Genomic DNA, 18,694 nt, shown 5'->3' on the forward strand with positions numbered 1-18,694 from the left:
CCAGGATGCTCTATCAAGTAGGTAGCAGACGCAATTCATCTCCCACCTTAGAGGTTGGAGTCTTCTTGCTGTAAGAGGATAAAAGAGCTGATAATAAACAGTGTAATTCGTCCTTTTTGTAATTAACATCTCTTAGATTCCATAAATTTACTGTTATTATATAACATCTTTAAAATTTATACAAGAGAAAAATGTAAAGAATCGACTATCATCAAAAAATATGTTATGATATTAAAGTGTATCAGATGTGAGATGTCTCCCATCTCGCAGCAAGAATGCCGGGGCATTCTTGAATTGAAAATAGAAATATGAGAAAGAATGGAGCAAAAGCCTAAATATTTTGCTTCATTTTTCAAAAAAGAAAGGATGAACTATAATGGCAAACCCAATCGTTACAATTACAATGGAAAATGGAGATGTAATCAAAGCAGAATTATATCCACAGATTGCACCAAACACAGTAAATAACTTTATTTCCTTAGTTAAAAAAGGATTCTATGATGGACTTATTTTCCATCGTGTTATCAAAGGCTTCATGATTCAGGGAGGATGCCCTCTTGGAAATGGAACAGGGAACCCTGGATACAGCATCAAAGGTGAGTTCTCCAACAACGGATTCACAAACCAGTTAAAACATGAAGCAGGAGTACTTTCTATGGCTCGTTCCATGATGCCAAATTCTGCAGGATCCCAGTTTTTTATCATGCACAAAGCAGCTCCACATCTTGACGGTGAGTACGCAGCATTTGGTAAAGTAATTGAAGGAATGGATGTAGTAGATAAGATCGCATCTGTAAAAACTTTCATGGATTCTCCATATGAAAAACAGGTAATGGCTTCTGTAACTGTAGATACACAGGGAGAGGAATATCCAGAACCAGAGAAGATTGAGAAATAGAATTCCATTTCCCGGCCCAGCCAAAGCATAGCCACCGAAGAGAGCCTATCCCTTATATTTGTGGCTTCGGAGCAAGGTTTGGATGCGAGCGCATAAAGCGAGCATTCAAACCGCTGCGCCTAAAGTCACAAATATAGGGGATAGGCTCTCTTCGGTGGCATCTATTTTGCCTGCGGCAAATTCCTATTTCGTTTTCAACTATTTTGTGTTATTATTTGGATTGTCGTTAAAAGGGCAGGTGAAAAAGATTTTTTCTTCAAAATGAGGGGAAGAAAAAATGAAAGGTTGGATTGAATTGAGATGAATAAATTAAAAAAGAAAAAGGCAGGAATCAAGGATTTCTTTAAGGGGAAACACGGAAGAAATTTTTTGCTGGCATTAGATGTCCTGTTAGCAATTGCCTTTTTTGCACAGCCAGATTTGTATTATAATCCACAAGCTCCAGATTTTTTTGATCGCTTTTATGCAGATTCCCTAATAATCTGTGGCGGGTTGTGGGCGGTACTTGTTTTCCTCACAGTGAAAAAAATTCATTTTTCGGCAGAGGTAAACAGAATACTGACGTATATCGCAGGAATTGCTACTCCATTTATCGCTTTTTTGTGGTTAGAATTTTATAATGATGCACAGTTTTGGGTTCCGATTTTCAGCATTCCATTTTTATATCTGGTGCTGGATATTATTGTTTATTATGTTATTTATGTGCTGTTTTTGCTGATTTTTAATAGCATACGCGCAGCATCAATCTGTATGGTTGTTGTGACAGCCGTATTTGGAATTTTCAACTATGAATTGACATTATTTAGAAGTATGTCATTTATTGCATCAGATATTTATTCCTTTGTGACGGCCGTTTCGGTGGCAAATACCTACCAGGTGCAGATTGATGTGGATACGGCTGAATTTTTTATGATGGCACTTGTGCTTGTTGCGCTTCTTTTAAAGCTTGATAAGGTGAAGCTGTTTAAATGGAAGGGAAGAATTGTGTACGCGATCGTATCATGCATGATATTTGCCGGATTTACACAGGTGTATGTATATAGCGATTATCTGGAAGATATCGGTGTTGATTTCCGTGTGTATCGACCGCAGTATAAGTACAGATATTATGGAACATTGCTTACGACGATGAGGACTTTTGGCTATCTTCATGTAACACAGCCAGAAGAGTATTCTGTTAATGCAGTCAAAAAAATTACAAAGCAGTATACAGAGAATGAATCTACAGAAACGCAGGAAAAAAATACGTCTACGCAGAATAAAACAACAAAGAAGCCAAATGTCATTGCAATTATGAATGAATCTTTTGCAGATTTAAAAGCAGTAGGAGATTTGCAGACATCCAAAGACTATATGCCATTTTTCCGTAAATTAAAAGAAAATGCGATTAAGGGCTACACATATTCTTCCGTATTTGGTGGAAATACGGCAAACTCAGAATTTGAATTTATGACGGGAAATACACTTGCATTCTTGCCGGATAATTCTGTTCCATATCAGCTTTTCCTGCGAAGTAAAACAGCGGGTCTGACTTATACTTTAAAAGACCAGGGATATAGTCCGTGTTATGCATTGCATCCATTTTATAAGACAGGTTATGGTAGATATAAAGTATACCCGCTGATGGGATTTGATAAATTTTATACATCGGATAATTTTTCCGTATTTACAGATACGGTGAATTATCATATCACAGACTCAGAAGATTATAAAAAGCTTATCAGCCTTTATGAGAATCGTACCGACAAAGATAAACCATTTTATTTATTCAATGTAACAATGCAGAATCATGGAAGTTACGATGGAAGTACATTGGAAACGGGAGATGAAGTGCAGATAGAGGGGGATTTACAGTCTTATTCGAAAGCAGAGCAGTATCTGAATATGATAAAAATGTCCGATAAAGCATTAAAGGAAATTGTTCACTATTTTGAAAAAGTAGATGAACCGACCGTCATTGTATTTTTCGGAGATCATCAGCCAGATTTAGAAGAGACATTTTACAACCGTCTGCTTCATACAGATATTCAGAAATTAGAGGGAGAGGACTTAGAGCAGCTCTACAAAGTACCATTTTTAATCTGGGCAAACTATGATATAAAAGAGGAAAATGTAGAAAAAACCAGTAACAATTATCTGTCTACCTATCTTGCAGAAGTTGCAGGAATTAAAAAGACAGGTTATCTTGAATATTTAACAAAACTCAGAGAAGAAATTCCTGCAATCAATGCGATTGGATATTGGGATAAAAATGGTAAATTTTACGAGATTGATGATAAAAAATCTCCGTATTATGATTTGATACATGAGTATAATTTGCTCGAATACAATAATCTTTTTGGAAAAGACAATCAGCAGAAAGAATTCTTTTACCTGAAAGAGTAGAAAAAATTGTACTTTGCAGAGCGAAACGTACGCCTGCAAAGAGAGCCTTTCCCCTATATTTGTCCTTTATGAATAAATAAAAGAATAATTTTTGGCAGTTAGGAACGATACATATTATATATGATGGTGTTATACTGTGACAATCAAGAGAAACAGTAGATATTTATAAATGGATCTTTTAGATGTTTCTAATTGTTTTCAAATTCAGCTGCCGCTTACGTTGACAAAGTATGCACAATAAAAAGACGGATACAGAAAGTTATATTATTTCTGTATCCGTTTTATTATTATTATTTATATTTAAATCAGATAATGAAGATTTTGAAAAATATATGCGATACCGCATAAAGTATCCGTTCCAGAAGAATGACCAATAGAGGAAAAGTCAGTGAGAATCTTTTTGGAATCAGGCAGGTTACTGAGGGAACAGACCGCCATGCTGAATCACATATATCTGGAACAATTTGTTCAAGATCTGCTGCTGGAGCAAGGGGATAATCAAAGGAAATAATTTCATAACCTGCCTGAGTAATAACGGAAATATGTTTTTCTGGTAAGTCTTTTCTGAAACCGTAAAGAAGACCTCCGCCATGGAAATAAAATATTTTTGCTTTTGTTGTAACGGTAGTTTCTTTGTATATTGTTGCCTGTTTTATCCAGGCGGCATTGTCTAATACCTTATCATATGATTTTAACATTGGAAACCTTCTTAAAATGTAGATGTAGATGTTATGGTTGGTATGTTAGCAGCAAATAAACTGGGTGAATTAGACAGAGATGTATATAATGAAAAGAAAACAATTGCATACTAATTGTTATTAATTTTTGTTATTAATTCAAAATAAGATAGACAAAAATAGAACCCCGAAAGTCACAGGTATAGCGGATGTGTCTTTCGGGGTTTTTAAATTTTCTTTAATAAAATTGTAGATTTAGGACACTATTTCTTTTTTCGTCTATACGAAATCTACAAATTAGTAGTTATTCCACAATCTCTACGTTAATATTATGTCTCTTTAAGTTCTCTAATGCATCTTCTGGAATCTCCGCATCGGTACATACCGTATCAATCTCAGAAAAAGTAGTCTGAATTACAACCCCCTTCTGGCTGAACTTACTGGAGTCAGCAAGAATGATCATACGATTTGCGGAGTCTTCCATATACTTCATAGTTTCCACACGCATCAGGTCATCACAAGTAAAACCTGCATCTGGAATAAATCCATCTGTGCCTACAAAGAACTTATCTACATAGAATTCCTTCGCACATTTGCGAACTAATGGTCCCACCATACCCTGATATTCCTTTTGATATTCGCCACCAAGAAGGATAACTTTACGAATCGGAAGCTCGCGTATACGAATCGCTATGTAAGCAGAGTTTGTTATGATGGTGACATCTTTTTTTAACTTTGCAAGCTGTTCTGCAAGTAAAGCACAAGTAGAGCCAGATTCAAGCATAACTGTTTCGCCATTAGAAACCATCTCAGCAGCCTTTGTGGCGATTTCAAGCTTCTTATCATAATTTATTGTTAAACGTGTGTTAATATCATTGGCATTCTTAATTAAAGCGTAGCCATGCTCTCTTGATAAAAGTCCCTCTTCTTCAAGATGGTCAAGGTCTTTACGGATGGTTACCTGAGACACATCTAAAAGTTCAGCTAAACGACTCACTTCGATTTTTTGATAAAGATTTACCAATTTAATGAGTTTGGACTGACGTTCTGTCATTTGAAACACCTCTTTCTTTCTAAAAAAAGTATAACATATTGTTTGGCAAAATATCAAGGAAGGAATAGGAAAAAAAGAAATAAATTATAGAGAAATTGTTATAAAAATATCGTTCTTAAATGGGAATTTGCCGGGCCGTCTCTCTGCCTGCGGCAAATTCCTATTTAACTTCAATCTGGATTGTGATCCGCTACTGTGGTAAAATATCGTTTGGAAATACTTTTTATTTATAATTTGACAGCAAACAACTCCAGATAGTATCATTTTTTATAAGACATTTTAATAAGGTAAAAACTAATTACAAATACGTTATGAAAGAGGTATTAATTATGGAGTTGATCAAAGCGTTACCAGAGATTTTTGAAGATTTTGCGGAGCAGAGAAAGAAGTCCTTTCTGACGATGAAGGAATTGAAGGATAGGGATGTTCCGGTTGTTGGAGCTTACTGTACATATTTTCCACAGGAAATCGCAATGGCGATGGGAGCAGTTACAGTAGGTCTTTGTTCTACTTCAGACGAGACAATACCAGTGGCAGAGAAGGATTTGCCAAGAAATCTGTGCCCTATGGTAAAGGCAAGTTATGGTTTTGCAGTATCGGATAAATGTCCGTTCTTTTATTTTTCCGACGTAGTAGTTGGAGAGACAACCTGTGATGGGAAGAAAAAGATGTATGAACTGATGGGAGAGTTTAAAAATGTTTATGTTATGGAGCTTCCAAACAGTCAGAGTGAAACTGCATTAAAGCTTTGGAAAGAAGAGATTCTTAAGTTCAAATCTTATCTGGAGCAGACTTTCAAAGTGGAGATTACAGAGGAGAACGTTCGTAAGGCAGTTCATATGATGAATGAAAATAGAATTGCGCTTAAAAATCTTTATGAAGTTATGAAAAATGATCCGGCACCGATGAATGGACAGGAATTGTTTAATGTATTATATGGAAGCCAGTTCCGTTTTGACAAAGAAAAGGTTCCGGAAGAAATTCATGCGCTTCGTGAAAAGATTATGAAGGAGTATGGGGAGGGCGAGAAACAGCCGAAAAAGAAGAGAATTCTTTTAACAGGATGTCCAAGCAGCGGTGCGCCAATGAAAGTTGTGAAAGCATTGGAAGAAAATGGAGCGGTTGTTGTTGCCTATGAAAACTGTGGCGGTACAAAGTCGGCTGACCGTTTAATAGATGAATCTGCAGAGGATATTTATGAGGCGATCGCGGAAAGATATCTTCAGATTGGCTGTTCTGTTATGACACCAAATAAGAATCGTTATGAACTTCTTGGAAGATTAATAGAGGAATATAAAGTAGATGGTGTTGTGGAAATGACACTGCAGGCCTGCCATACTTACAATGTGGAGGCAAAGAGTATTGAAAAGTTTGTAAAAGGAAAAGGTGTTCCGTATATTCATGTGGAGACCGACTATTCACAGGAGGATATCGGACAGCTTAACACGAGAATGACAGCATTCGTCGAGATGTTGTAAGAGGAGGAAAAGACACCTATGGCATTTACACATTTACATGTGCATACGGAGTACAGTCTGCTGGATGGTTCTAGTAAGATTAAAGAACTTCTGCCGAGGGCAAAAGAGCTTGGAATGGATAGTCTGGCCATCACAGACCACGGGGTTATGTATGGCGTGATTGACTTTTATAAAAAGGCAAAAGAAGTAGGAATTAAACCAATTCTTGGCTGTGAGATTTATGTTGCACCAGGGTCAAGGTTTGACAGGGAGCAGGGACGAGGAGAGGATAGATATTATCATCTTGTACTGCTTGCGGAAAATAATCAGGGCTATAAAAACCTGATGAAGATTGTGACAAGAGGGTTTACAGAAGGATATTATTACAAACCAAGGGTAGACTATGAAGTGCTTGAAAAATATCATGAGGGAATTATCGCACTTAGTGCCTGTCTTGCCGGAGAGATTCCGAATAAGATTTTAAAAGAGGATTTTGATGGAGCAAGAGCTGCCGCAAACAAAATGCGTGATATTTTTGGAGAGAATAACTTTTTCTTAGAGTTGCAAGATCATGGAATTCGTCAGCAGACCCAGGTAAATACCAGCCTGATTCGTCTTTCCAGGGAACTTGGGATTCCGATGGTTGTCACAAATGATGTGCATTATATCAGAGAGGAAGATGCGGTTCCACATGACCTGCTTCTTTGTATACAGACTGGAAAAAAAGTTTCAGACCAGGATAGAATGCGCTATGAAGGCGGGCAGTATTATCTGAAGTCGGAAGAAGAGATGCAGAAGGTATTTCCCTATGCGAGAGAGGCGATGGATAATACCCATAAAATTGCCGAGCGATGTAATGTGGAGATTGTTTTTGGTGAGCAGAAAGTGCCAAAGTTTGATGTGCCGGAAGGTTACGATGCATTTTCTTACTTAAAAGAGCTTTGTGAGACTGGTCTTGTGAAAAGATACGGGGACCCGCCGCCACAGGAATTGCAGGAAAGACTTTCTTATGAGCTTAGCACTATTAAAAATATGGGCTATGTTGATTATTTTCTCATTGTGTGGGATTTTATCCGTTTTGCAAAGAGTCAGGGAATCGCTGTTGGCCCGGGACGAGGAAGTGCGGCAGGAAGTATTGTTTCCTATTGTCTTGAGATTACGAATATCGACCCAATCAGATATCAGCTTATTTTTGAGCGTTTCTTAAATCCAGAGCGTGTATCCATGCCAGATATTGATATTGACTTCTGTTATGAGAGACGGCAGGAAGTTATTGATTATGTTTATGAAAAATACGGCAAAGATAAGGTAGTGCAGATTGTAACTTTCGGTACGATGGCGGCGCGTATGGCAGTTCGTGATGTTGGACGTGTCCTTGATATCCCTTATGTACAGGTTGATAATGTTGCAAAAATGATTCCAATGGAGCTTGGTATCACGATTGAAAAGGCATTAAAATCAAATCCGGAATTAAAGCAGGCATATGAGAGTGATGATGTTGTAAAGAATCTTATTGATATGTCGATGCGTCTGGAGGGATTACCGAGACATACATCAATTCATGCCGCTGGTGTCGTAATTGGTTCAAAACCGCTGGATGAATTTGTCCCACTTTCAAGAGGTGCAGATAATGTCATCACAACACAGTTTACGATGACAACCATCGAAGAATTGGGACTTCTGAAAATGGACTTTTTAGGTCTTCGTACACTGACCGTAATTCAGGATGCCGCACGAATGATTGGAAAGAAACTTGGCCATGATTTTAGTATTGATACAATTGATTATGATGATGCCAAAGTATATGAGATGATTGGGCAGGGAAAGACGGAGGGTGTGTTCCAGTTAGAAAGTGCTGGAATGAAGTCTTTCATGAAGGAATTAAAGCCAACGAATCTTGAGGATGTTATTGCCGGAATTTCTCTGTACCGTCCGGGACCAATGGATTTTATTCCAAAGTATATCAAGGGAAAGCAAAATCAGGATTCAATTCAGTATACCTGTCCGGAACTGGAAGAAATACTGGCACCGACTTACGGATGTATCGTTTATCAGGAACAGGTTATGCAGATTGTAATGCGTCTTGCCGGTTACACACTTGGCCGAAGTGACTTAGTGCGTCGTGCGATGTCCAAGAAAAAGGGAGATGTCATGGCGAGGGAGCGTCAGAACTTCGTTTATGGTAATGAAGAAGAAGGTGTAGAAGGCTGTATCAAACGGGGAATTCCAGAAGAAACCGCCAATAAGATTTTCGATGAAATGATTGATTTTGCCAAGTATGCATTTAATAAATCTCATGCGGCTGCCTATGCGGTTGTTTCGTATCAGACAGCATGGCTGCGCTGCTATTATCCGGTAGAATTTATGGCTGCGCTTCTTACTTCAGTAATTACTAACCCGAAAAAGATTACAGAGTATATCAATACCTGCCGTGTGATGGGAATTTCCATCCTGCCGCCGGACATCAATGAGGGGGAAGTCGGATTCTCTGTTGCAGGTGATTCTATTCGATATGGACTTGCAGCGATTAAGAGTCTCGGAAAAAGTGTGATTGATGTAATGACACAGGAAAGAGAAGCAAACGGAAAGTACAAAGATTTAAAAGATTTTATGGGGCGTCTCACATCGAAAGAAATCAATAAGAGAACGATAGAAAACCTTATCAAATCCGGAGCATTGGACAGTTTTGGTAAGACGAGAAAACAGCAGATGCTTGTCTATCCGGTTGTACTTGAACAAGTAAACCGGGAGAAAAAAGAGTCTATGAGTGGTCAGATGTCATTGTTTGATTTCTTTTCCGAAGAAGAGAAAAAAGAATATGAGATGCAGTATCCTGATGTTGGGGAGTATGACGATGCGCAGAAACTTGCACTTGAAAAAGATGTGCTTGGTATTTATGTCAGCGGTCATCCACTGGAAAAATATATGGATTCCATTGAGAAGCAGACAACTGCCAGATCGACAGATTTCGAACCGGATGAGGAAAGCGGACGTGCAATCGTAAGAGACGGGCAGCATTATGTTGTCGGTGGTCTTATTAGTAATATCACAGCCAAACTTACAAAAAATAATCAGAATATGGCATTTGTTACGTTGGAAGACTTGTATGGTACTGTAGAAATCATTGTATTCCCGACGATATATCAAAATGTAAAGCCGTATCTCATCGAAGATAATGGACTTTATGTGAAAGGCCGGGCATCCGTTTCTGAAGAAAGTGGTAAACTGATTGCAGAATATATTGTGCCGATTGACCAGATTCCAAAGGAAGTATGGATTCAGACAGAGAACATTGGAGAATTTACAGATAAACAACAGGATTTGTATAAAATTATCAGAAAATATCCCGGCAAAGATGAAATTGTTATTTTTTCCAAAAAAGAAAAAGCAATAAAAAGACTTCCAACATACGAAAATATTTCTGCGAAAAATGACGTATTTAGCGAGTTAAAATCACTTTTTGGTGAAAAAAATGTAAAGGTTCGCGAGAAGAGTATTGAAAAATCCCAAAAAAAGAGATAATATATGTAATCGTTAGGGAGTATACTTAGGGAATTATGAAATGGAGGTAACGTTAGATGAATAAGACTAGCGCAGTTCAGACAATTGGAATTTTAACAAGTGGTGGAGATGCTCCAGGCATGAATGCTGCATTAAGAGCAGTAGCAAGAACAGCATGGGCAAGAGGTATTGATGTAAAAGGAATTTATCGTGGTTACAGCGGACTGTTAAACGATGAGATCTTTGATATGGAGAAGGAATTCACATGTGACATCATTTCTCGTGGTGGTACAGCTTTATTTACCGCAAGATGTGAAGAATTTAAACAGTTAGAGTATCAGGAAAAGGCAGCAGAGATTTTAAGAAGTCATAACATCGACGGACTTGTTGTTATCGGTGGTGACGGATCTTTTCGTGGAGCACAGAAGTTATCTGCACAGGGAATTAACACAGTAGCTCTTCCTGGAACAATTGACTTAGATATTGCATGTACAGAATATACAATCGGTTTTGATACTGCAGTAAATACAGCTATGCAGGCAATTGATAAGATTCGTGACTCATCCACATCTCATGAAAGATGTTCTATCATCGAGGTAATGGGAAGAAATGCTGGTTATATCGCATTATGGTGTGGTATTGCTTCAGGAGCTGAGGATATCTTAATTCCAGAGCGTTTCGATGGTAACAGACCAAAACTTGAAAATGAATTAATTGAAAGCATTCTTGAGAAAAAAGCACTTGGTAAGAAACATCACCTTATCATCAACGCAGAAGGTGTTGGACATTCTTATGGAATGGCTAAGAGAATCGAACAGGCAACTGGTGTAGAGACAAGAGCAAGTATCTTAGGTCATATGCAGAGAGGTGGAAACCCAACAGCAAAAGACAGAGTATATGCTTCTTACATGGGAGCTTTAGCAGTAGACCTGCTTTGCAGCGGCGCTACAAACAGAGTAGTAGGATACCGTAATGGTCAGTATATTGACTACGATATCGAAGACGCACTCGGAATGGCTAAAGACGTAGACCAGTATGAGTTTGAAATCGCTCAGATTTTAGGACGATAATATAAAGCCGAGTAGAACTTGGTAGACAGACGAAGAACCCCGTATATCCAAGAAGGAATTTTATTCTGTTGCGTTAAATCTTGGATATACGGGGTTCTTCTGCTTGTTGGCAAGCTTTAAACTGGCTTTATGTGGGCCGTCGGGTAAAAAAATTGAAAGATTTGTGGAGGCGAAGGGGGATTCAGTCTTATGGCTTTTGCTTATTCAACCACGATAGATTCTCGATAAATCTTCTCGATATCCTCCCTTGTTAATTCAAAAGGACATGTAGCTAATTTCGAAGTATTCTCCATCATCCTGTCGATGTAGAATGTGACTTCTTTTTGTGTTAAGCTGACTGTGCCAAGGATTTCAGTTAAGTAAGAGGCGAAGTCATCGAGGGTTTTGAAACCTAAGAGGGTAAGGATTTCTTCGACATCTTCTGGTTTCTGTTCTGCGTAAACGCGGAGGTAAGCAGCAAGGAAGATTCCGCAGGCTTTTCCGTGTGCTACTCCATTATGGTAAGTTACATCATAACTTAATGCATGTGGAATGGAAGTTCCGGTCTGGGCGATTGCCATTCCTGCGATTGTAGAAGTCAGCATGAGTTTTTCTGCGAGTTCTTCGCTTAATTCTTCATCGGAACGAAGGAATGGAACGATGTCTCCCCACAGTTTCAATGCGTAGTTTGCGAACATCTGGTTATAGATGTTTGTCTGGATGCTTACGCGGCTTTCGGCTGCGTGTGCAAGGGCATCGATGCAAGTGTTGATTAAAAGATTTTTACTTGCGGACAGTAAATATTTACCGTCAATGAGGGCGATGTCTGGGAAAATCTTGTAGGAAATACTTTTCTTTGTCTGTGTGTCGTGACGGGTCAGAACGGAGACAGGAGTAACTTCTGAACCAGTACCGCAGGTTGTTGGAACGGCAGCGATTGGAAGTGTTTTTAAGTCTTTTGCTACATAGAAGCAGTCTCCGGTTTCTTCTGGGTTGGCAATTAATAAAGCGATTGCTTTCGATGCATCTAATGGAGAACCTCCGCCGATGCCGATAACGAAGTCCGCTTTGAATTCCTTACCGATTTCAGCGGCTCTTACGACTGTCTCAACAGATGGATTTTCTTCGATTTCATTGAAAATCTGATAAGGAACGGAAGCTTCCTCTAAAACAGCGATAACATCGTCAAGCGAACCATTTTTTTTGGAAGAACTATGTCCAGTGATAACGAATGCTCGTGTTCCTAAAGCAAGAAGTTCTTTTTTGTGATTCTTTACACAGTTTTTTTCTGCATAAGTATTTGTAGGGTCAAAAAAATGCATGATAAACTCCTTTCATGGTTAGACTAATCGCAAATGCGATTTTAACGGTGAAATAGTATACTGCATCATTGTCATTTGGCTGGAAATCAATAAAACAGTACACTGGTTATTTTCTGCTATAGTGTAGCATAGCAGAAAGAAAAATTGCAAATTGCAAAGCTTTTTTTTCGCTTTTTTCAAGGGTTTTCTGATTTTCGGCTTGCAGTATCCCACGTTTATGTTAAGATATACTGTGAGACTTTATCTCATCATATAAAAAACAAAATATCGGAGTATAGTAATATTGGAGTTAGAAATATACAGATGATATTTTTAGAAATTAAGGAGGTACCGATGAAGAAGATACTAGCACCGTCTATTTTGTCTGCTGATTTTGCAAATCTGGGCAGAGATGTTTTGACTGCGATTGATGCCGGAGCAGAGTATGTGCATATTGATGTTATGGATGGAATGTTCGTTCCACAGATTTCTTTTGGAAATCCTGTAATTAAGGCACTTCGTCCGCTCACAGATGTGATTTTTGATGCACATTTAATGATAGAAGACCCAGGTAGATATATCGAAGATTTTGCAAAGGCAGGAGCAGATATTATTACAGTACATGCAGAAGCCTGCACACATCTTGACCGAGTAGTACATCAGATTAAGGATTGCGGTAAGAAGGCAGCCGTTGCGATTAATCCTGCGACACCACTTTCTGCGATTGAGTATGTTTTACCAGAATTGGATATGGTATTAGTTATGACTGTAAATCCAGGTTTTGGAGGACAGAAGTACATTCCTTACTGTGGCGAGAAGGTTCGGGAGCTTCGTAAGATGATCACAGAGAAGAATCTTGATGTGGATATTCAGGTTGACGGTGGAGTGAAGGCCTTGAATATAGCAGAGATTGCAGAATGTGGGGCTAATATATTTGTATGTGGTTCTGCTGTATTTGAAGGGAATATTGAGAAAAATGTTAAAGAGATTTTAGAGCAGATGAATAAATAATTTGAGATAATAACGCACATTTAGTATACTTACTATACTATCATCTTGCCCTTGTGTTCAAGTATCGCAGGTGGGTTTTCGAGGAAAAGGAAGTGGCATGGTGGCAAACAGAGCATATAAATTCAGAATATATCCTTGAATTTGAATAACCAGTCACATTAAATTTGTTCTGAAGTTAAAAAGTTACAAATAATTAAGGGGTAATTTCAGTGAAAACTGAGCAAATAATTTCTAAAGAAATTGATAAAATTTTAATAGAAATTTTATAAAAAATTTAGTTAAACGAGAGGTAAATATTATGAGCGATTGTACACATGATTGTAGCAGTTGTGGCGAAAGCTGCGCACAGAGAGAGTCCAAACCAGAAGATTTTCTTGTAAAGTTAAGTAAAGGAAGTTCTGTTAAGAAGGTTATTGGTGTTGTATCCGGTAAAGGTGGAGTAGGTAAGTCTATGGTAACTTCACTTCTTGCAGCAGCTTCTATGAGAGAAGGATTTAAGACAGCTATTTTAGATGGAGATATCACAGGACCATCTATTCCAAAGGCATTTGGTCTTTCCATGAATCTTGTAGGTAACGCAGAAGGACTGATTCTGCCAGCAACAACAACTTGCGGAATCGACATTGTTTCTGTTAACCTGATGCTTGCGAATGAGACAGATCCTGTTATCTGGAGAGGGCCTGTTCTTGGCGGAGTAATCAAACAGTTCTGGGGAGAGACATTATGGCAGAACATTGACTATATGTTCATTGATATGCCTCCAGGAACTGGTGATGTACCGCTGACTATTTTCCAGTCTGTTCCGTTAGATGGTATTGTTATCGTATCTTCTCCACAGGAATTAGTTGGAATGATCGTAGAAAAAGCGGTGAACATGGCAAGAATGATGAATGTTCCAATTCTTGGTTTAGTAGAGAATATGAGTTATGTAGAGTGTCCTGACTGTGGAAAGCAGATTAAGGTATTTGGAGAAAGCCACATTGATGAGATCGCGGCAGAGTATGATGTACCTGTTCTGGCTAAGCTTCCAATGGACCCAGCACTTGCCGCAGCCTGTGATGCAGGAAAGATTGAGTACGTTGAAAATAATTATATGAAAGATGCCATTGAGGTATTGAAGAAATTATAATATGAAACGTCATGGAGGCGTAAATGGACAAAAAAAATAATCAGAATGATAATCCAAACAAAAAGAAGAATATAAAGTCTGCCATTATTCTTCTGGTCGTTTGTCTTGGAATTACCGCTCTCTTTACTTCTGTGATGAGCCGTTATAAGAATGGTTCACAGAAGAAGATTTCGTATAGTAAGTTTCTTACGATGTTGGATAAAGGAGAGATTAAAAAGGTACAGGTAGCAGACCGAAAGATTTATATCGAACCGAAGACACAGCAGAATCCGTTAATGAAAACAACATATTATACGGTTTCTATGAATGATGCACTGCTGGTTAACCGTTTAAAAGAAGCGGAGGACAATAATAAGATTAGTTCTTATGAACAGCAGGACAGCAGTGGATCGAATGCGATTCTTTCTGTTATGGTTAGTTATGTACTTCCGTTTGTGCTGATCTATGCAATGATGTATTTTGTTATGCGTGGAATCGGCAAGGGCGGCGGTATGATGGGAAGTGTAGGAAAGAGTAATGCAAAGGTATATGTTGAGAAAAAGACAGGAGTTACTTTTGCAGATGTAGCCGGTCAGGATGAGGCAAAGGAAAGTCTTACTGAGATGGTTGATTTCCTTCATAACCCTGGTAAATATATTGAAATTGGTGCCAGACTTCCAAAGGGTGCGCTGTTAGTAGGCCCTCCGGGAACTGGTAAAACTTTACTTGCAAAAGCAGTTGCGGGTGAGGCAAATGTACCGTTTTTCTCTCTGAGTGGTTCCGACTTTGTAGAAATGTTTGTCGGGGTCGGTGCATCAAGAGTTCGTGATCTGTTTAAGCAGGCACAGTCTATGGCACCTTGTATCATTTTCATTGATGAGATTGATGCTATCGGTAAGAGCCGTGACAGCCGTTATGGTGGTGGAAATGACGAGCGTGAGCAGACATTGAATGCCCTGCTTGCAGAGATGGATGGATTCGATTCTTCGAAAGGCCTTGTTATTTTAGCAGCGACAAACCGTCCGGAAGTATTAGATAAGGCACTTCTCAGACCGGGCCGTTTTGACAGACGAGTTATCGTAGAACGCCCTGACTTAAAGGGCCGTGTGGAGACATTAAAAGTACATGCAAAGAATGTCAAGATGGACGAGACAGTTAATTTTGACGAAATTGCCCTGGCAACTTCCGGTGCCGTAGGTTCTGATCTTGCAAATATGATTAACGAGGCCGCCCTTGCAGCAGTTAAAGCTGGAAGAGAAGCAGTATCTCAGAAAGACCTGTTAGAGGCAGTAGAAGTTGTTATTGCCGGAAAAGAAAAGAAAGACCGTATTCTTGGTGAGGAAGAAAAGAAAGTCGTTTCTTATCACGAAGTTGGTCATGCCATGGCAATTGCTGTGCAGAAGAATACAGAACCAGTACAGAAGATTACGATTGTTCCAAGAACAATGGGTGCACTGGGTTACACCATGCAGGTTCCTGAAGAAGAAAAATATCTGATGAGTAAAGAGCAGATGCTCAGCGAATTAGTTACACTTTTTGGTGGACGTGCGGCCGAGGAAGTTGTATTTAATTCTGTTACAACAGGAGCTTCTAATGATATCGAGCGTGCGACCCAGATTGCAAGAGCGATGGTAACACAGTACGGTATGTCTGAAAGATTTGGACTTATGGGACTGGAGTCTGTACAGAACCGTTATCTTGATGGACGTGCAGTGATGAACTGTTCCGATGCAACAGGTGCACTCATCGATGAAGAAGTAAAAGAAATGCTCAAAGTGGCTTACGATAAGGCGAAAAAGATTATTGAAGACCACAGAGAAGTTATGGACGAGATTGCAGAATTCCTGATTGAAAAAGAGACAATTACCGGTAAAGAATTCATGGAAATTTACAATAAATCTTTAAAGAAAGATGAACTGGAAAGTGTTGAAGCGAATGTTGAAGAGGATAAGGAGAAAACAGAATTATCCGAGGCAGAAACGGTATCAGAAGAATCTTCATTAAAAGATGCGGAAAGTCAGGATGCACAGAAAGTTACCGAAAAGAAAGACAGTGAGCAAACAAAACAGGAAGAGTAAATTATGTTTGATATTCAGGAAGAACTGAAAAAACTCCCGGCAAAGCCGGGGGTATATCTGATGCATAATGCACAGGATGAGATTATCTATGTCGGTAAGGCAAGAATCCTTAAGAACCGTGTGCGTCAGTATTTTCAGAGTAGTTATAATAAGAGTGTAAAAATCCAGCACATGGTTTCTCACATCGCTTATTTTGAATATATCATCACAGACTCGGAGCTTGAGGCTCTGGTTTTGGAATGTAATCTGATTAAAGAACACCGTCCACATTACAATACGATGCTGAAAGATGACAAGAGTTATCCATATATTCGTGTCACAGTGCAGGAAGATTATCCGAGAATTTTATTTTGCCGTCAGGTGAAAAGGGATAAATCGAAATATTTCGGTCCGTATACGAGTGCGGGGGCGGTGAAGGATACAATTGAACTAATGAGAAAAGTATACAAAATACGGAGTTGTAGCCGGTCATTGCCTAAAGAGATAGGGAAGGACCGGCCCTGTCTTTATTATCAGATAAATCAGTGTGATGCACCGTGTCAGAATTATATTTCTAAAGAAGAGTACCGCGCCCATGTGGATAAGGCGTTGAAGTTTTTAAATGGCGATGAGAAAGAAATCATAAACAGTCTGGAAGAAAAAATGAAAAAAGCGGCCGCAGAACTTGAGTTTGAGCAGGCTGCCGAGTATCGTGATTTAATTGAAAATGTAAAACGAATCGGTGAGAAGCAGAAAATCAATGATACTGGTGGAGATGACAGGGATATTATTGCTATGGCAAAGGCCGGCGATGAGGCAGTTGTGGCTATTTTCTTTATCCGAAGCGGCAAGCTTCTCGGCAGAGATCATTTTCATATGACAGGAATCGGAGACAGTGAAAAGCAAGAGATTATCACGGACTTTATTAAGCAGTTCTATGTAGGGACTCCATTTATTCCAAAAGAAATTTTAACGCAGGAAGAAGTTCTTGATCAGGAAATTCTTGAAAAATGGCTTTCAGATAAGCGTGGAAGTAAAGTGATTTTTGCTATGCCGAAGCGTGGAAGTAAACATCAGATGATGGAGCTTGCAAGAAAGAATGCACAGAATGTTCTCGCACAGGACAGTGAGAAATTAAAGAGAGAAGAACGCAGAACAATTGGTGCGGTACATGAATTAGAGCAGGCATTAGGAATTGGGAACTTAAACCGTATGGAGGCATTTGACATTTCCAATACAAATGGATATGAAAATGTTGCTTCAATGGTTGTTTTTGAAAAAGGTAAGGCTAAACGAAGCGATTATCGTAAATTTAAGATAAAAACCGTAGCCGGACCGGATGATTACCATTGTATGGAAGAGGCGTTAGAGAGAAGATTTTCCCACGGTATCAGGGAGCAGAAGGAGCGGGAAGAAAAGGGACAGGATATGGAACTTGGAAGTTTTACCCGTTTTCCGGATATTCTTATGATGGATGGAGGAAAAGGCCAGGTAAACATTGCATTACAGGTTCTCGAAAAGCTGGGATTAACTATTCCGGTCTGCGGTATGGTAAAAGATGATTTCCATCGTACAAGAGCCTTATATTATAACAATGAAATCATTGAATTTCCTAAAAATTCGGAAGCATTTCGGATGATAACCCGTCTGCAGGATGAGGCGCATCGTTTTGCAATCACATATCATAAAGCACTCCGTGGAAAAGAGCAGGTACATTCGGTACTTGATGATATTAAAGGTATCGGTCCCGCACGAAGAAAAAGCCTGATGAAGCATTTTAAGGATATCGGAAAAGTAAAAGAAGCTTCCGTGACAGAACTTTGTGAAGCAGATGGAATTACAGAAAATGTAGCTGAAGAAATTTACCGCTTTTTTCATGAGGATACTTCTAAAAAAAATGGGGATGTGGTATGATAAATATATCAGATGTGAGATGATTCCCACCTCGCAGCAAGAATGCCGGGGCATTCTTGAATGGTGTGGATACTGGTATAATACTAACGTAGCTCTGCAAAATTATACACAGGGAGAATAGTACTGCTGCTGAGTGATTCAATACAAACCAAAGAATATGGGTTTTACGATGAAGAAGAGTAAAGAAGTAATTTTGGCTGGCAGATACTGTGGGTGAATCTTACTGTGTAGTTTGCAAGAGAAATAAACTTAATGAAAAATGGATATGTACTCTCGGAGTCT

At 38.9% G+C, this 18,694-nt stretch carries 12 protein-coding genes; 9 read left to right on the plus strand and 3 right to left on the minus strand.

What is annotated here, in order from left to right; genetic code table 11:
• The first annotated feature begins 376 nt into the window (after nt 1-376).
• Entirely contained in the window at nt 377-898 is a 522-nt protein-coding gene (locus tag EUBHAL_RS10075) for a peptidylprolyl isomerase (RefSeq protein ID WP_005348912.1), read from the plus strand.
• A 300-nt stretch (nt 899-1,198) separates the two neighbouring features.
• Nucleotides 1,199-3,283, plus strand: a complete 2,085-nt coding sequence (locus EUBHAL_RS10080) for an LTA synthase family protein (RefSeq protein WP_005348913.1) — start codon at nt 1,199-1,201, stop codon at nt 3,281-3,283.
• Nucleotides 3,284-3,588: 305 nt separating this feature from the next.
• On the opposite strand, the gene EUBHAL_RS10085 is transcribed toward EUBHAL_RS10080, so the two are convergent.
• Together EUBHAL_RS10085 and EUBHAL_RS10090 are read right to left on the minus strand one after the other, a co-directional pair.
• The gene (locus EUBHAL_RS10085) at nt 3,589-3,981 is read right to left on the minus strand and encodes an alpha/beta hydrolase family protein (RefSeq protein WP_005348915.1); all 393 of its coding nucleotides are present in this window, start codon (nt 3,979-3,981) and stop codon (nt 3,589-3,591) included.
• Nucleotides 3,982-4,264: 283 nt separating this feature from the next.
• Nucleotides 4,265-5,014, minus strand: a complete 750-nt coding sequence (locus EUBHAL_RS10090) for a DeoR/GlpR family DNA-binding transcription regulator (RefSeq protein WP_005348916.1) — start codon at nt 5,012-5,014, stop codon at nt 4,265-4,267.
• 329 nt (nt 5,015-5,343) lie between these two features.
• Between EUBHAL_RS10090 and EUBHAL_RS10095 the strand changes: the two genes are divergently transcribed.
• The 3 genes from EUBHAL_RS10095 to pfkA are packed head-to-tail and all read left to right on the plus strand — an operon-like array spanning nt 5,344 to nt 11,042.
• Nucleotides 5,344-6,492: a double-cubane-cluster-containing anaerobic reductase gene (locus EUBHAL_RS10095; protein ID WP_022169836.1), complete on the plus strand. Its 1,149-nt coding sequence runs from the start codon at nt 5,344-5,346 to the stop codon at nt 6,490-6,492.
• 18 nt (nt 6,493-6,510) lie between these two features.
• Complete coding sequence (locus tag EUBHAL_RS10100) at nt 6,511-9,993, plus strand: DNA polymerase III subunit alpha (RefSeq protein WP_005348919.1); 3,483 nt, start codon at nt 6,511-6,513, stop codon at nt 9,991-9,993.
• Nucleotides 9,994-10,049: 56 nt separating this feature from the next.
• The gene (pfkA, locus tag EUBHAL_RS10105; protein WP_005348921.1) at nt 10,050-11,042 is read left to right on the plus strand and encodes a 6-phosphofructokinase; all 993 of its coding nucleotides are present in this window, start codon (nt 10,050-10,052) and stop codon (nt 11,040-11,042) included.
• Between the two features lie 200 nt (nt 11,043-11,242).
• Here pfkA and EUBHAL_RS10110 read toward each other — a convergent pair whose 3' ends face one another.
• On the minus strand, nt 11,243-12,343 hold the full coding sequence (locus tag EUBHAL_RS10110) for an iron-containing alcohol dehydrogenase family protein (protein WP_005348922.1): 1,101 nt from the start codon (nt 12,341-12,343) through the stop codon (nt 11,243-11,245).
• A gap of 333 nt (nt 12,344-12,676) precedes the next feature.
• Here EUBHAL_RS10110 and rpe point away from each other — a divergent pair, with 333 nt between their 5' ends.
• The 4 genes from rpe (at nt 12,677) to uvrC (ending at nt 18,412) form a co-directional block, all read left to right on the plus strand.
• The gene (gene rpe, locus EUBHAL_RS10115; protein ID WP_044922992.1) at nt 12,677-13,333 is read left to right on the plus strand and encodes a ribulose-phosphate 3-epimerase; all 657 of its coding nucleotides are present in this window, start codon (nt 12,677-12,679) and stop codon (nt 13,331-13,333) included.
• 298 nt (nt 13,334-13,631) lie between these two features.
• Nucleotides 13,632-14,462, plus strand: a complete 831-nt coding sequence (locus EUBHAL_RS10120) for an Mrp/NBP35 family ATP-binding protein (RefSeq protein WP_005348925.1) — start codon at nt 13,632-13,634, stop codon at nt 14,460-14,462.
• 23 nt (nt 14,463-14,485) lie between these two features.
• The gene (gene ftsH, locus EUBHAL_RS10125) at nt 14,486-16,519 is read left to right on the plus strand and encodes an ATP-dependent zinc metalloprotease FtsH (protein WP_005348926.1); all 2,034 of its coding nucleotides are present in this window, start codon (nt 14,486-14,488) and stop codon (nt 16,517-16,519) included.
• A 3-nt stretch (nt 16,520-16,522) separates the two neighbouring features.
• Entirely contained in the window at nt 16,523-18,412 is a 1,890-nt protein-coding gene (gene uvrC, locus EUBHAL_RS10130) for an excinuclease ABC subunit UvrC (protein WP_005348929.1), read from the plus strand.
• Nucleotides 18,413-18,694: the final 282 nt, after the last annotated feature.

The organism is Anaerobutyricum hallii DSM 3353 (genome assembly GCF_000173975.1).
Taxonomy (GTDB): domain Bacteria; phylum Bacillota; class Clostridia; order Lachnospirales; family Lachnospiraceae; genus Anaerobutyricum; species Anaerobutyricum hallii.

Coding starts and splice junctions, on each gene's coding strand:
- EUBHAL_RS10100 (WP_005348919.1), top strand. CDS start 6,511: ATGGCATTTACACATTTACATGTGCATACGGAGTACAGTCTGCTGGAT.
- EUBHAL_RS10085 (WP_005348915.1), bottom strand. CDS start 3,981: ATGTTAAAATCATATGATAAGGTATTAGACAATGCCGCCTGGATAAAA.
- uvrC (WP_005348929.1), top strand. CDS start 16,523: ATGTTTGATATTCAGGAAGAACTGAAAAAACTCCCGGCAAAGCCGGGG.
- EUBHAL_RS10120 (WP_005348925.1), top strand. CDS start 13,632: ATGAGCGATTGTACACATGATTGTAGCAGTTGTGGCGAAAGCTGCGCA.
- EUBHAL_RS10110 (WP_005348922.1), bottom strand. CDS start 12,343: ATGCATTTTTTTGACCCTACAAATACTTATGCAGAAAAAAACTGTGTA.
- EUBHAL_RS10080 (WP_005348913.1), top strand. CDS start 1,199: ATGAATAAATTAAAAAAGAAAAAGGCAGGAATCAAGGATTTCTTTAAG.
- rpe (WP_044922992.1), top strand. CDS start 12,677: ATGAAGAAGATACTAGCACCGTCTATTTTGTCTGCTGATTTTGCAAAT.
- pfkA (WP_005348921.1), top strand. CDS start 10,050: ATGAATAAGACTAGCGCAGTTCAGACAATTGGAATTTTAACAAGTGGT.
- EUBHAL_RS10075 (WP_005348912.1), top strand. CDS start 377: ATGGCAAACCCAATCGTTACAATTACAATGGAAAATGGAGATGTAATC.
- EUBHAL_RS10095 (WP_022169836.1), top strand. CDS start 5,344: ATGGAGTTGATCAAAGCGTTACCAGAGATTTTTGAAGATTTTGCGGAG.
- EUBHAL_RS10090 (WP_005348916.1), bottom strand. CDS start 5,014: ATGACAGAACGTCAGTCCAAACTCATTAAATTGGTAAATCTTTATCAA.
- ftsH (WP_005348926.1), top strand. CDS start 14,486: ATGGACAAAAAAAATAATCAGAATGATAATCCAAACAAAAAGAAGAAT.